We start from the raw sequence: 12962 nt of genomic DNA, 5'->3' as shown, positions 1-12962 counted from the left end.
TATTCAATGGCTTAGTGGCGGCTTTCTGTCGAAATTCTATACGTAGGTACTTTAAAGGCCGGGTTATGTAAATAAAGCTGACACTGTTGGCGAGGGGCAATATTTCGACTGCATCGATTAAACGCTATTTCCGGAACACGCCAATATTTTCCCGGTTTGCAAACACTGGAAAAGGGGAAAACAGCGAAAGGATTGGCTGCGTTCCCCACGCTTTGACTTACGCCGGACGGCGTTTGCCGAAAAGCAAGCCTATTACTCCACTGATCAAGAACACAATGGAGCCAGGCAGCGGTACCTGGCTGACTACCGCGCCGGCAAACAGCGCATGCACTTGTGTAGTGGGATGGAAATCGTCCCAAAACACTCGGCCAGCCGGATCGGCACAAACATCCGGCAAACTTACGCAGGCTTCGGTGCTATTAGTAAATCCGTAAGCGGTCGGGTTCTGAACCAGATTATTAAAAAAACTATAAGAATCGAATTGCACGATTTGCGTGTCGGGGAACAGCGTGGACAAGGTACCGAGTTTGTCCGCCAACTCTTGGTTGAATTCTAGGGAATAGTTTTGTGCTGCCGCTGCGGCGATTGGAGGTAGTGATTGCGCAAAGGGTGTAATGCTCAAATCCGGTAAATTCGGCACCACGATGTGTTGCGCGCCAATGCCGATTAACGCGCCGACGTAGCCGGCGATATTCCGTGCTGCCAATGTCGCGGAATCGCCGGTCAAAAAATCATTGGCTCCACCCCATAAAAAAAACAGCGAGTCAGGGGTGACGGCGTTGGTATAGCTCGATGAAAAAAGGCCTAATTGTTGCGTCATGCCAGGCGCGAATTTCGTGCCTAAGCTGGTTTGGCTGCCGCCATCGCCCTCGTTGCCTATCCCCGTGGTCGAACCGGCGACCGCGAAATTAAAGAAATTGCCGGTATTCCCTCCACCCGAAAGAACCGAGTTGGCTAAATACTCCACGGCGGTCGGGCCGTTGCTAATGCGCCCTTGATAATAGGTCGGGCATGGGTGGTCCGGATCGCATTGCCCGGCCAGATTGTAAGCACTTAATACCGAGGATGCGCTAGATCCGCTGTCGGAGAGGCTATCCCCGAAAACGAATAAATTTGCAAAAGGCGTAGCGCCAGCTTGGCTGCTTGCCAGGAAAAATGCAAAAAATAGCGCGAGAGCATAGGGTTTCTTCGTCATGTCTATCTCCAGTGGGTAATGTATGAATCTACAAATATTAAATAAAGCCCGTCGCTGCTTAAGCCAAGATCCGGGAAGCTCTTTTAAATCAAGTTTGTAGCAGTGGATTGGCGTGCTTATCTGCGCTTTAAATAAGGTACGCATTTCGTCAAAACACTCGGATCGGTACCTTGTGCGCTATCTCAACAATCGTCACGGAATTGAGATGGCACCAGCGTAACCCAGGCTGAGTGTTCTCGGCAACTTCTAACGCTTTAGTCGTGTTGCGAGTCTTTTCTTGCGCATGTGGACAGACGGATTTGCGCATGTGTTGAACGATTGTCGCATTTCTGACAATTTCGTCTTCAACTATTGGGATTGTCTTGTCGGCATTGCGCCAACCCCTCGTTCCAACCCTTAAATCTCCGCAGTTTTTCAGTTGGCAAGTCTTTTGCATTAGTCCTATCGAAGGCGTTATTCACGCACCGGTTTTCAAGTATTTAACTTTGCGACTCAAGGTTCCACCATGAAAAGCAACTCCCGCACCATCATCATCGACGACACTACGCTCCGCGACGGCGAACAATCGGCCGGCGTGGTGTTCTCGCTGGCGGAAATGTTGGCAATTGCTGGGCAGTTGTCCGCACTGGGCGTGCCGGAGTTGGAAATTGGTATTCCGGCGATGGGCGCACAGGAACGCGATGAGATCAAAGCCATCGCGGCATTAAAACTGCCCAGTAACTTATTGGTGTGGTCCAGGATGCGTGAGGAAGATTTGCAAGCATGCTTGGGTTTGGGCGTCGGCACGGTGGATTTATCGATTTCCGCGTCCGATCAACATATTCAGCACAAACTCAAACAAAGCCGGGCCTGGGTGCTTGCCACCATCGAGCGCTGCGTGAAAACTGCGGTTGATGCCGGTATGCAGGTGTGCGTCGGTGCCGAGGACGCTTCCCGCGCCGACAGCGATTTTCTGGCGTTGATGGCCGAAGCCGCGCAAGCAGCCGGCGCCTGCCGGATTCGCTTTGCCGATACGGTCGGCATCATGGAGCCGTTCGGCGTATTCGAAGCGATTCGCAAACTGCGGGCCGTCACCGACATGGACATCGAAATGCACGCTCACGACGATCTGGGTTTGGCAACCGCCAACACTCTGGCTGCGGCATTTGCCGGTGCGACCCATGTTAATACCACGGTAAACGGTTTGGGTGAGCGGGCGGGTAATGCAGCCTTGGAAGAAGTGGTGGTGGGTTTGAAACAACTGTACGGTTTTGAAACCGGCGTGGATTTGCGCAATTTTCCGGTATTGTCACGTCAGGTTGCGACCGCTTCCGGCGATACGATAGGCAGCCGCAAAAGTCTGATTGGCCGCGATGTGTTCAGCCACGAAGCCGGCATCCATGTCGATGGTTTGCTGAAAGATCCCAACAATTATCAAGGTGTCGATCCCGCGCTGGTCGGCCGCAGTCACCAGCTGGTGCTGGGTAAGCATTCCGGCAGTCAGGGCGTGATGCACGCTTACAAACAACTGGGTATCCAAATTAACCGCTGGCAGGCCGGCCGCCTGCTGCCGCTGATTCGCGAGTTTGTCAGTTTGCACAAACGCGCACCGCAATCGACCGATTTGAATCAATTTTTACACAGCCTATAGCGAGGTGTCAGATGAGTAGCAATCGTCAAAAACCAGCCGTGCCCAGCACCGCCAAAGTCGACGTACCACAGCAAACTGCGGCGCAGCACGAACTGCCTGATGACCGTTACCCCGGTTCGTTCTTCCGGGTGCCCGGCGTGCCCATGCCAGGCAAAACCACCTGGAGCTTGGCAAAATGATGTTCTTCTCGCCGTCGCGTCCCAGCGTTGCGTCTGGACTCTGGCAAGACTGGCGCGACGATGTGGCTTGCGTGTTTGCCCGGGATCCGGCAGCACGCGGTTTACCGGAAGTATTGTTGGCTTATCCCGGCGTACACGCAGTGTTGCTGCATCGGGTTACTAATCGCTTGTGGCATGCGGATTGGAAATTGACGGCACGCTTATTGGCGGCTTTCGCCCGCTGGCTGACCAACGTCGATATTCATCCCGGCGCGACGATAGGTAAGCGCTTTTTTATCGATCACGGCGCCGGCGTGGTGATCGGTGAAACCGCCGAAATCGGTAACGACGTAACCATGTATCACGGCGTGACGCTGGGCGGCACCACCTGGAACAAGGAAAAACGCCATCCGACGCTAGGCAACAATGTGTTGATCGGTGCGGGTGCCAAGATCCTGGGCGCGATCACCTTGGGCGATAACGTCCGGGTCGGGGCCAACTCGGTGGTGATCAAAGACGTGCCGCCCTGCTGCACGGTCATCGGTATTCCCGGCCGAATTATTCAGCAAAAAGGCCTGAAAATTCAAGATCCACGCGGTATCGATCTGGACCACCATTTGGTGCCGGACCCGGTCGGCAAAGCACTCAGCTGTTTAGTGGACCGTCTGGACGAACTGGAAAATAATCAAAAGCGCTTTGTGGTGGCGGAAGAAACCTGCGGCAGTTGCGAGGCGGAAGGTGTTTGTCACGGCGAAGAGGTGGTGATACTGAAGCAAGCGGCGGGCGGTAAGTGATGGAAATGGATCTGTTGCAATTCGACGCCAAGGACCTGTACTACGAGAAGGCGGACAGCCAGGAAGTCGAGGACTTGATCAAATACGCCTCCGAACTTTACGCCACTGGCGAAGCGGAACTGCCGTTATTACAAGCTTATTTGCGGGCACCGGAATCCTTGAATGTGCTGGTGTCTTTGAATCGATTTTATTACTACCAGCATCGGCTGACGGATGCCTTACTGATTTCAGAAAGAGCGTTGACGCTGATCCGGCCCGGCATCGATTTTCCGGAAGATTGGCGGCAGCTGGAAAGAGAGCATATCAGCGAGGCACCGAAAGACTTGCTGACCCGGATCAGGCTGTATTTGTTCACCTTGAAATCAATCGGATTTCTGAACATGCGCTTGGAGAACCTGGAATTGAGCAAGGCGATTTTTGAAAAATTGGTGTCATTGGATGACAAAGACCGGATCGGTGCACGCGGATTGTTGGAATTAGTCGTGCGCCGTCAAGAAGCGGCGGAAGGGATTTTCCGCATGCCGGAAGTTTTCGGGTAGGCATCGCCCCATATCAGATGCAAACGCTAAGTGATGTTTGTTGTTCCGCGCAATTAACCTAAAGGTGATCGCCATGATGAAGAAACAAAAATCCGATCCATTTTTGGCCCAAACAGCTGTGATGCTGGTGGTTTTATTAGTGGTGTATGCATTGGGAGAACAACCTGCCAATCTTGATCACCTGATGATGAGGTAATGACGATGAGTTTAGAAGAAGATATGGAAGAGCTGGAGGCCGCGGAAGATTTTTTGCGGTATTTCGAGCTGGAATACGATACGACCGTCGTCCACGTCAACCGGCTACATATCCTACAGCGTTTCCACAATTATCTGAGTCAGGCCGGCGAGAACATGCCGGAAGACGAAGATGCGCAACGGGAAGTCTACAAAAAGCTGTTGCATCGCGCTTACAGCGACTTTGTGGACTCCGACGCACAGACCGAAAAAGTATTTAAGGTCTTTAAGATGATGGAACCGCAAACCGTGTTTGTTTCACTAGGCGATATTAAAACATGATAGAAGAACGTTACGACGAAGAGCGCTTCGAATTCGGCGAGCGGGTCAGGCTGACGCGTAACGTTCGCAACGATGGCACTTATCCGGGCATGGATGTCGGCGATTTCTTACTGCGCCGGGGTAGTGTCGGCAACGTTATCGAAGTCGGTACTTTTTTGCAGGATCAAGTGATCTACACCGTGCATTTTCTGGATGCCGGGCGTATGGTCGGGTGCAGGGCCGAAGAATTAATCTCTGCGGATGCGCCTTGGAATCCCAGCCGTTTCGAGTTCCGTGATCAGGTGGTGTGCACGATCGACATACCCACCCAAGAGGGTAGTTACCCGGCCGGCACGCAAGGCGAAATCCTGAAAGTGTTGCGCGACAGCAATCCCTTGCTCTACCACGTGCGTTTTCCGGGTAAAACCATGCAGGTGCCGGAGAGCGTGTTGGAGCCTGCGGACCCGGCCACGTTTAAAGAACCGGAGGCATAATGATGAGCCAGACGTCGATAGAGCCTTACACCCTGTTGCGGGCCGCCTTGAGCCTATTTCAGAAGGCGCCGGCCGAATTGGAGCAATTGCAATTGCGCCAGGTGGAAGTGCAAGCCAAAAACGAATACGAGATCGAAGGCAGGGTATTGAGTTCGTCCGAAGCCACCGGTGTGGTGATCTCCGACACGGAATTGGGTAGAGCCTATAAGGAAGTGCGCGGCCGCTTCGAAGACGAAGACGCATTTTTAGCCGCATTGAGCGCCAACGGATTGGATGTTGAGCTACTGAAAGCCGCTTTGTATCGGCAGTGCAAGGTTGATGCGGTAATGGATAGAGTGGCTGCGCGCGCGCCCAAGGTCAATGAGGTGGAAATCGGCATTTTCTATCACTCGCACCCGGAAAAATTTCACAAACCTGAAACACGTCAGGCCAGACATATCTTGATCAGTATTAATCCGGATTATCCGGACAATACCCGCGATGCTGCCTGGCGGCGGATTAACGAGATTCTTGGCACCTTGAAACGCAAGCCGCATAAATTTGCCGACCTGGCGCTGAAATATTCGGAATGTCCGACGGCGGTGCAGGGTGGCGAAGTGGGTACCGTAGCCAAAGGCACCTTGTTTCCGGAACTGGATGCGGTATTGTTTGGTTTGAAAGAAGACGCCATCAGCGATGTGGTGGAAACCGAGATGGGCTTTCATGTAATTCAGTGCATGAAAATCGTCCTAGCCGAAACCATGTCCTTAAAAAAAGCGACACCGAAGATTCAGCAGATCATGCAGGATCGTTACCGCAGAAATTGCCAGCGCACGTGGCTGGCCAGTCTGCCCGCAGTCAACAGGAGTGCCTAACATGGTAAAAGAACCCAAGCATTGTTCGTTTTGCGGTATCGAAGCGTCAGCCGCCGTGCCGATGATCGCCGGCACTGAAGGCTACATCTGCGAAGCTTGCGTGATGTTGGCCAGCCAGGTGGTATCCAGCTGGGGCAAGAAAAAAGAATTAGCCGATATGCAGGGGCCGTTGCCCAAGCCGGCGGAAATGAAAGCCATGCTCGATCAGTACGTGATTGGTCAGGATTTGGCTAAGGAAATTTTGTCGGTAGCGGTGTATAACCATTACAAACGTCTGAAAAACGTCAGCCGCAAAGCCGGCGGCTTGGGTGAGTCCGATGATAGTGTGGAAATCGGTAAATCCAATATCTTGATGATTGGCCCCTCAGGCACCGGTAAAACTTTGCTGGCGAGTACGCTGGCAAAAATCGTCGGCGTGCCGTTTGCGGTAGCTGATGCGACGACCTTGACTCAGGCCGGTTATGTCGGCGACGACGTGGAAAATATCTTGGTGCGCTTGCTGGACGTGGCCGACGGCCAGATCAGCAGAGCCGAGTGGGGCATGGTTTATATCGATGAAGTCGATAAGATCGCCCGCAGCCCGGAGCAAGCCTTTGGCACGCGCGACGTCTCCGGCGAGGGCGTACAGCAAGCCTTGTTGCGATTGGTGGAAGGCTCGCAAGTTAAAGTCTCCGCCAAGGGCCGGCGTAAGGATCACAGCGGTAACGACTCGGTGATGATCGATACCAGCAATATTTTGTTTATTGCCGGCGGCGCGTTTCCGGGCTTGGAAAAGCACGTGGAAAAACGCTTGTTGCCGCCGAAAACCGCTATCGGTTTCCATGCCGAAGTCAGCAATCCCGACGACAAGCCGACCTTGGAAGCGATGTTGAACGCCACCCAGCCCGACGATTTGAAACGCTTTGGCTTGATCCCGGAATTTATCGGCCGTTTCCCAGTGCTGGCGCCACTAGAGCCTTTGGACGTGGACGCCTTGATTCAAGTGTTGACCGAACCGAAAAACGCCTTGGTCAAACAGTACCAACACCTGTTCGCCTTCGATGAAGTTGAATTGGAGTTTACCAAGGAAGCCTTGGCGGAAATCGCGGAAAAAGCCATTGCCCGCAACACCGGTGCACGCGGCTTGCGCGGCATCATGGAACACGTATTGCGCCGCACCATGTTCGATTTACCCTCCAGGCCTGATGTCGAGCGCTGCATCGTTAACGCCGAGGTGATCCGCGGCGAAGCGGAGGTCGAAGTGGTGCCGCGGGAGAAATCCGGCGAGGCCGAAGACTTAAAGCGGTTGTCGGGCGGGGAGTGAGTTTGCGGATGGGGTGAACGATGTAAGCCCATCAATCGCATTGAAGAATTGTATCTATTCAGCGAGTGTGATCTGTAGGGTGGATAAGCAGCGCGCATCCACTAGGATTGCCGGATGCGCTTCGCTTATCCAGCCTACGATTGAGTTGCGCTGTGTTGACTGAATAATTACGAAGAATTTTAGTTAATTGAGAAAACTACTATGAGCGTTAAAGAAAAAATCTTGCAACAACTTGCCGAAAATCCGGTGATTATTTACATGAAAGGCGTGCCTAGCGCTCCGGAATGCGGTTTTTCCGCGAAGACTATCGGCATCTTGAATGAAACCAAGGTCCCTTACGCTTACGTCAACGTATTGCAATCGCCGTTCATCCGCGAAAAATTGCCGTCCATTTCCAAATGGCCGACCTTTCCGCAAGTGTTCATCAAAGGCGAATTGGTTGGTGGTGCCGACATTGTCGAGTCCATGTACAAAGACGGGACCCTGCTGCCGCTATTGCAAGCGACGGTTCAGCCCGCCGAAACTGCGGACGCCAGTCAAACCATTACTCATTCCGAAGTGGAAGCCTTGATTCTGGCCTCCTATCCGGGCGCGACTATCGGCATCGAAGGTGCCGGTTGCGACTTAAACATCACCGTGGTCAGCGAATTGTTCGCTGATCAACCTATGATCAAACAACATCAAGGCGTTATGGCAACTTTGAGCGCGCCGCTGGCTTCCGGCCGTTTGCATGCTGTCACTCTGAAGACGCATACGCCTGAAGCTTGGGCCGCGCTCCAGCCGGCGGCAAATCCGGGCTTACTCCAAATTCAAATCTGATCTAGTTAACAAGGAGACAACACTATGGCAAAAGTAGGCATTTTTTTCGGAACCGATACCGGCAACACGCGTAAAGTGGCTAAGACCATCGCTACGAAGTTGGGCGATGCAGCCGACAAACCGGTCAATATCAACAAGGCCTCCGTGGACGATTTGCTGGCCTACGACGTGTTGATCGTCGGTTCGCCCACTTACGGCGAAGGCGAGCTGCCCGGCATGAGCGCCGGACACGATAACGAGAGCTGGGAAGAGTTCTTGCCGACGCTGGTCGGTGCGGATTTTACCGGCAAAACCGTGGCAATCTACGGTTTGGGAGACCAGGAAGGTTATCCCGGCAATTTCGTCGATGCGGTGGGCTTCCTATACGACGCTTTTGCCGATGCCGGCGCGACCATCGTCGGTATGACCAGTAGCGAAGGATATACCTTTAAAAAATCCAAAGCCTTGTTGGGCGACCAGTTCGTGGGTTTGGTATTGGACGAAGACAATCAGAAAGAACTGAGCGAAGGCCGTCTCAGCGCTTGGCTGGACTCGATCTCGTCAGCCTGGGCTTGATAGGCGAGCCATGATCGAAGAAGCGGCCGTCGTTACCCGCGTTAGCGATGGCCGCACCTGGATCAAAAGTCTGCAAAGCAATGCCTGTAGCGGCTGTTTGCAACAACAGTCCTGCGGCACTGCGACCTTGGCAAAAGTCCTCCCCAAACGCGAGTTTCCAGTAGATTGCGATTTGACATTGCAAGCTGGTGATCAGGTGATGGTAGCCATAGATGACGGTCAACTGCTGCTCACATCGCTGCTGCTCTACCTTGTGCCGTTAATTTTCATGCTGCTTGGCGTCGGCTTGGCCGAAGCCTGGCTACCCGCGCCGTATAACACCGATTACCTACCCGAAGTGGCATTAACGACATTGCTGGCCGGCTTTTGGTTGATTAATCGCAGTCAAAATCTGTTACTGCTCCACCTTTGTTTTAAGCCACAGATCGTCAAGAAACTAGGCGCCGAGTGATTTTTCGGTTGTTTGGTTCGCATGCCGATACAAAATCAGCAAGATTTTGAAAGTCTCGGATCGGCCAAGACCAGTCAGCCACAATATTCTCCTGGTCGGCTGATTCAAAACATAAAGCGGTCACTCAGTTACCGTCAGTGATATGCATCCACGTGACAAAACCGGTCAGTCATTTTTGTTTGTTTGAACATGGTGTTAACAAAAGAACCCGGAGTACGAAAGCACATGTCGCTTTTATACTCCGGTGTTTATTACAGTGCTTTCATCCCCTGAGAATCTTGGCCACAGATTGAAATCAAGCAAATCTTCTCAGTCGATGAAAACCAACTTTGACTCTACTTAAACCGAATGTTATCGAGAATTCCATTGGTGTCGTAAATGCCGTCACCACGATCACGGACACGCAGACGGTAAGTACCGCCACCTGGTGATACTGGAATTTTTTTGGACACGATGTTTCTCCATCCCGTCCAACCAACGGTGTTATCCCCACCCGGAAAATCAATGCCGCCTATCGCACCGAAAGCGGAGCCATCCACCGTTTCCAGTGCAAGCTCTTGCTCTGCTCCACCAGAAGCTTCCAAGGTAATACGTAAGTCATCATTAAAACCATCATTGATCCACTCTGGATATTCCTCGGTGATCATCGCGTAGCTAAAGGAAAGAGCTAGCTCGGTTACGTCGGACTGTATCGTAAATTCCTGGTACAGGTCAGATTGAGAAACAGCGCTATCCGGCCCTGTGGAAGCCATACCCATACGTTTGTCTTTAGTTGGATTAATCGGTCCTAGTTTATCCACAGCGCTACCAGTACCCACGACTTTCCAGCCAGACAGGTCATTTTCAAAGCTGCCGTTAAACACAGCATCAAATGCGTCCACTCTAGGTCCAACCTGTTGACCGGGAAGCGGTACCGCCGTCTTCAGAAGACGATCCTCGACCTGGCCTCGTGTCCAACTTGGGTTATTACCCCATACCAGCGCGGCGACGCCGGCAACTAATGGTGATGCCATCGAGGTCCCGGTTTTTAAACCATAGCCAGAAGGATCAGAAAAATTAGGCACAGTAGAAAGTATTGAAGTTCCTGGTGCAGCGATATCGACTTGGGGGCCGTAATTACTTCCGAATGTTGGATCCGCATACCGGACATCTGCGGAAGTAGTATTACCGACGCAGAATACGCCAGGATAAGCACATGGTAGGAACGTCGATGACGTATTGGCGTTTCCTGATGCAGCAACCACAATCAACCCCGCGTTGGTGGCACTTTCGACCGCCTGCTGGCGGGCAGTCTTCAATCCCACCAAATTCATCGCACTCTCTAGAAAGCTCTTCGGTCCGCCCAGACTCATGTTGATGATTTTGGCCTTGGCCTTGGCTTCAAGTATTCCTGACGTCACGGCTGAGTCTGGACAACCCGTAACCACGCCAACGCCAGGCACACCAGCTTTACCACCGCATACCTTGATGGCCAGAATCTGAGCATCCCACGCCATGCCGGCAATACCCTTACTATTATGCCCCTTGGCAGCAACAATACCGGCCACATGCGTGCCGTGGCTATGATCATCCTGAGGATCGTTGTCATTGTTAACGTAATCCTTACCTTTACTAACGCGCCCAACCAGATCCTCGTGGTTGTAATCAACCCCGGTATCGAGAATGGCGACTACGACACTATTGCCACGAGCGACCAACCAGGCTTCGTCAGCTCTCACTAGTGGTGGGGAATACTGGCTGGCATATTTTGTATCATTCGGCTTGAATTCGCTGACTTGAGCCACACTGTTGGGGCTGGCGTTGACAACGGCTGGATTGCTACTGAGGTTGTTAATAGCAGTTTGAATGCCGGCGATACCGTTGCAAGCGATCCCGATTTGGTAGGCATTGATTGCAGGCTCGACTCCCAATATATTGCCTCCGATCCCCGTAACGATTGACTCAATCGTAGACAGAGGCGCAGTATGTTGGAAGAGAACGATTATCTGATCGCACTGAACTAATGCGCCTGTATCAGGTTCCACAACCACTGATGCCGGGTCGGTTTCTGCAAAACCGATGTTATAAGGCAGTGACGGTAAGGCAACAATAGGCGATTCGATGGTCTCGCTTGTGTCAAATGTGGCAACCGCCTTGAAGAAACGTTTGCTTCCAGCCGAACCCGCACTGACGATAGATTCTGTAGTGAAAAGCGAATCACCAGCACCTAAGTCTGGTGCAATCCCGTCATCTTTAAATTCGCTGATAGGTTGAATTGGTGTGCCATTTTCTGTTACTTCGACTAACTCAATATTGTTTGGCAGAGTAGTTCCTGTCGAATAGTTTGCTCCAAAAGTTATGGTGGTACTGGTACCGGTCTGTAGTCCGCCTGGATAGATGGATAAGTCGAGTTTCCCAATACCGCTAGCGGGCAAAACATGAACCAGGATGGAAGCGCTGGCTTGATCGCTGATGCCGGAAGCACTCAGTGCCCCGTCCAGCTTGATTGTATAGTCCCCTGGAATGTTTCCGGTTATGGAATTTTGTACCAAGAAAGTTTCGTTGGGCAAGGAGGTTGAGAAGCCGCCAGCCGGCAAATCGGATACCACTCCCAAACCTGACGCAGGTTCGACCGTTTGAGTAACAGAAATCGCGGCTTGCCCACCACCTTGATGAGATAGCTGCAAGGTGAAGGCGGTGGATATCGATTCCCCTTGTACTATCGTGATCTCCTGTTGGCCTGCGTTGATTGCCAAATCCACTGGCGCAACGACCTGAACAGGCAATGTGGAAGACTGAACACGCTTCAATATGCCGCTATAGGCAGCCGTGGCTTTGAAATTGAGATCGGCCAGGCTATTTCCTTGCACGCTCAACACTAGCGTATATTTGTTATCGTTCGCTACATCATCGCCACCCAGACCATCGTCGCGCATAATCCCAACAGAATTGAATACACCATTGGTTTCGCGCAACAGTCGCACGCCGGTCTTAATTAGCTTTGTGTCAGGTTGCACGTCGGCTATGAATTTGACCGTTGAGGCCGTATTTACAAAGAGGGTATTGGGGCTGGCATTAAGACTGTTAAAATCAGCGTATGCTGAAAAAGACGAACAGGTCAATAGGCCAATACCCGTCACTCGCACTATATCGGACAAACATATGTTAGTAAATCTCATAGCGAAGTCTCCTTCGATTAAATTAATAAACGGTTATAAAAAATATTTGCATTGTCGATAAGATAATAATTTATATACATAACTGCATTACGTTTTACTGGTTGCAGCCTTCAATAGTTATCCAATCAATGGGGGTAGCAAGCTTTGGAGCTAGGACAACGTCGTACGGCGACGTAACCTCTGTCACCTCAGTCGAATCTTTGGGAGGATGACAAACCAACAGTCTGACAACAGTCCTATGTGGCCTGGAGTCGACATCTTTGATATGAATCGAGTATCCTCCGCTCCCTTGCGTACCGCCGAGGACGACAAGAATATCGTTGTTTCTGAAATCGATATTCGGTGGATCGCTCATGGCGAACCGGGCCCAAAAAGCCCGCCATTGCTCTTCACTATTTATATGGTGTCGTTCAACGCCGACCCCCATCTCAACAAAACGATGCTGAATGGCACCAAGGTCGGGTTGTGACGCATAAGTATCTGAGGCTGTAAATATTACCAGGATCACACTTATGGC

At 51.9% G+C, this 12962-nt stretch carries 16 protein-coding genes; 13 read left to right on the top strand and 3 right to left on the bottom strand.

Features of this window, described 5'->3' with window-relative positions:
- Positions 1 to 217: 217 nt before the first annotated feature.
- The gene (locus tag A1332_RS02440; RefSeq protein WP_064006985.1) at positions 218 to 1195 is read right to left on the bottom strand and encodes an SGNH/GDSL hydrolase family protein; all 978 of its coding nucleotides are present in this window, start codon (positions 1193 to 1195) and stop codon (positions 218 to 220) included.
- 505 nt (positions 1196 to 1700) lie between these two features.
- On the opposite strand from A1332_RS02440, the gene nifV reads away from it, so the two are divergent.
- From nifV to A1332_RS02385, 12 genes are all read left to right on the top strand, one after another.
- Positions 1701 to 2825, top strand: coding sequence for a homocitrate synthase (gene nifV, locus A1332_RS02430; protein WP_064006983.1), 1125 nt, complete (start codon positions 1701 to 1703; stop codon positions 2823 to 2825).
- A gap of 11 nt (positions 2826 to 2836) precedes the next feature.
- Positions 2837 to 3004 carry a hypothetical protein gene (locus A1332_RS25575; protein WP_165385990.1) on the top strand — a complete coding sequence of 56 codons (168 nt, stop codon included), beginning with the start codon at positions 2837 to 2839 and terminating at the stop codon, positions 3002 to 3004.
- A complete protein-coding gene (gene cysE, locus A1332_RS02425; RefSeq protein WP_419865982.1) occupies positions 3004 to 3777 on the top strand; it encodes a serine O-acetyltransferase in 774 nt (257 codons plus the stop codon). Before A1332_RS25575 ends, cysE begins: the two co-directional genes overlap by 1 nt.
- On the top strand, positions 3777 to 4316 hold the full coding sequence (locus A1332_RS02420; RefSeq protein ID WP_082879490.1) for a hypothetical protein: 540 nt from the start codon (positions 3777 to 3779) through the stop codon (positions 4314 to 4316). The genes cysE and A1332_RS02420 overlap by 1 nt, the downstream gene beginning before the upstream one ends.
- Before the next feature lie 73 nt (positions 4317 to 4389).
- Positions 4390 to 4512, top strand: a complete 123-nt coding sequence (locus A1332_RS26250) for a hypothetical protein (RefSeq protein ID WP_256438917.1) — start codon at positions 4390 to 4392, stop codon at positions 4510 to 4512.
- 5 nt (positions 4513 to 4517) lie between these two features.
- Complete coding sequence (nifW, locus tag A1332_RS02415) at positions 4518 to 4832, top strand: nitrogenase-stabilizing/protective protein NifW (RefSeq protein WP_026146992.1); 315 nt, start codon at positions 4518 to 4520, stop codon at positions 4830 to 4832.
- Positions 4829 to 5305 (top strand): nitrogen fixation protein NifZ, encoded by a 477-nt coding sequence (locus tag A1332_RS02410; RefSeq protein ID WP_064006981.1) that lies wholly within the window; start codon positions 4829 to 4831, stop codon positions 5303 to 5305. Before nifW ends, A1332_RS02410 begins: the two co-directional genes overlap by 4 nt.
- Positions 5305 to 6159: a nitrogen fixation protein NifM gene (gene nifM / locus A1332_RS02405; RefSeq protein WP_064006980.1), complete on the top strand. Its 855-nt coding sequence runs from the start codon at positions 5305 to 5307 to the stop codon at positions 6157 to 6159. Before A1332_RS02410 ends, nifM begins: the two co-directional genes overlap by 1 nt.
- Before the next feature lies 1 nt (position 6160).
- Positions 6161 to 7462: an ATP-dependent Clp protease ATP-binding subunit ClpX gene (gene clpX, locus A1332_RS02400; RefSeq protein WP_064006979.1), complete on the top strand. Its 1302-nt coding sequence runs from the start codon at positions 6161 to 6163 to the stop codon at positions 7460 to 7462.
- A gap of 201 nt (positions 7463 to 7663) precedes the next feature.
- Positions 7664 to 8281 (top strand): Grx4 family monothiol glutaredoxin, encoded by a 618-nt coding sequence (grxD, locus tag A1332_RS02395; protein WP_064006978.1) that lies wholly within the window; start codon positions 7664 to 7666, stop codon positions 8279 to 8281.
- Positions 8282 to 8305: 24 nt separating this feature from the next.
- Entirely contained in the window at positions 8306 to 8836 is a 531-nt protein-coding gene (locus A1332_RS02390) for a flavodoxin (RefSeq protein WP_064006977.1), read from the top strand.
- Positions 8837 to 8846: 10 nt separating this feature from the next.
- Positions 8847 to 9287 carry a SoxR reducing system RseC family protein gene (locus A1332_RS02385; RefSeq protein WP_064006976.1) on the top strand — a complete coding sequence of 147 codons (441 nt, stop codon included), beginning with the start codon at positions 8847 to 8849 and terminating at the stop codon, positions 9285 to 9287.
- Between the two features lie 335 nt (positions 9288 to 9622).
- Here the strand turns inward: A1332_RS02385 and A1332_RS02380 are convergent, their stop codons facing one another.
- Positions 9623 to 12445: a S8 family serine peptidase gene (locus tag A1332_RS02380; protein WP_064006975.1), complete on the bottom strand. Its 2823-nt coding sequence runs from the start codon at positions 12443 to 12445 to the stop codon at positions 9623 to 9625.
- Between the two features lie 94 nt (positions 12446 to 12539).
- On the bottom strand, positions 12540 to 12800 hold the full coding sequence (locus A1332_RS26455; protein ID WP_419865981.1) for a protease complex subunit PrcB family protein: 261 nt from the start codon (positions 12798 to 12800) through the stop codon (positions 12540 to 12542).
- Between A1332_RS26455 and A1332_RS25850 the strand changes: the two genes are divergently transcribed.
- Positions 12711 to 12914 (top strand): hypothetical protein, encoded by a 204-nt coding sequence (locus A1332_RS25850; protein ID WP_231890191.1) that lies wholly within the window; start codon positions 12711 to 12713, stop codon positions 12912 to 12914. The genes A1332_RS26455 and A1332_RS25850 overlap by 90 nt on opposite strands.
- The last annotated feature ends 48 nt before the right edge of the window (positions 12915 to 12962 follow it).

Origin of the sequence: Methylomonas methanica (assembly GCF_001644035.1) — a bacterium.
Taxonomy (GTDB): domain Bacteria; phylum Pseudomonadota; class Gammaproteobacteria; order Methylococcales; family Methylomonadaceae; genus Methylomonas; species Methylomonas methanica_A.
The sequence above is the reverse complement of the archived record's forward strand: the minus strand, read 5'-3'. Positions and strand labels throughout refer to the sequence as shown.

Excerpts from the sequence above, each read along its gene's own strand:
- A1332_RS02440 (WP_064006985.1), bottom strand. The coding sequence starts at position 1,195 with ATGACGAAGAAACCCTATGCTCTCGCGCTATTTTTTGCATTTTTCCTG.
- nifV (WP_064006983.1), top strand. The coding sequence starts at position 1,701 with ATGAAAAGCAACTCCCGCACCATCATCATCGACGACACTACGCTCCGC.
- A1332_RS25575 (WP_165385990.1), top strand. The coding sequence starts at position 2,837 with ATGAGTAGCAATCGTCAAAAACCAGCCGTGCCCAGCACCGCCAAAGTC.
- cysE (WP_419865982.1), top strand. The coding sequence starts at position 3,004 with ATGTTCTTCTCGCCGTCGCGTCCCAGCGTTGCGTCTGGACTCTGGCAA.
- A1332_RS02420 (WP_082879490.1), top strand. The coding sequence starts at position 3,777 with ATGGAAATGGATCTGTTGCAATTCGACGCCAAGGACCTGTACTACGAG.
- A1332_RS26250 (WP_256438917.1), top strand. The coding sequence starts at position 4,390 with ATGATGAAGAAACAAAAATCCGATCCATTTTTGGCCCAAACAGCTGTG.
- nifW (WP_026146992.1), top strand. The coding sequence starts at position 4,518 with ATGAGTTTAGAAGAAGATATGGAAGAGCTGGAGGCCGCGGAAGATTTT.
- A1332_RS02410 (WP_064006981.1), top strand. The coding sequence starts at position 4,829 with ATGATAGAAGAACGTTACGACGAAGAGCGCTTCGAATTCGGCGAGCGG.
- nifM (WP_064006980.1), top strand. The coding sequence starts at position 5,305 with ATGATGAGCCAGACGTCGATAGAGCCTTACACCCTGTTGCGGGCCGCC.
- clpX (WP_064006979.1), top strand. The coding sequence starts at position 6,161 with ATGGTAAAAGAACCCAAGCATTGTTCGTTTTGCGGTATCGAAGCGTCA.
- grxD (WP_064006978.1), top strand. The coding sequence starts at position 7,664 with ATGAGCGTTAAAGAAAAAATCTTGCAACAACTTGCCGAAAATCCGGTG.
- A1332_RS02390 (WP_064006977.1), top strand. The coding sequence starts at position 8,306 with ATGGCAAAAGTAGGCATTTTTTTCGGAACCGATACCGGCAACACGCGT.
- A1332_RS02385 (WP_064006976.1), top strand. The coding sequence starts at position 8,847 with ATGATCGAAGAAGCGGCCGTCGTTACCCGCGTTAGCGATGGCCGCACC.
- A1332_RS02380 (WP_064006975.1), bottom strand. The coding sequence starts at position 12,445 with ATGAGATTTACTAACATATGTTTGTCCGATATAGTGCGAGTGACGGGT.
- A1332_RS25850 (WP_231890191.1), top strand. The coding sequence starts at position 12,711 with ATGAATCGAGTATCCTCCGCTCCCTTGCGTACCGCCGAGGACGACAAG.
- A1332_RS26455 (WP_419865981.1), bottom strand. The coding sequence starts at position 12,800 with ATGAGCGATCCACCGAATATCGATTTCAGAAACAACGATATTCTTGTC.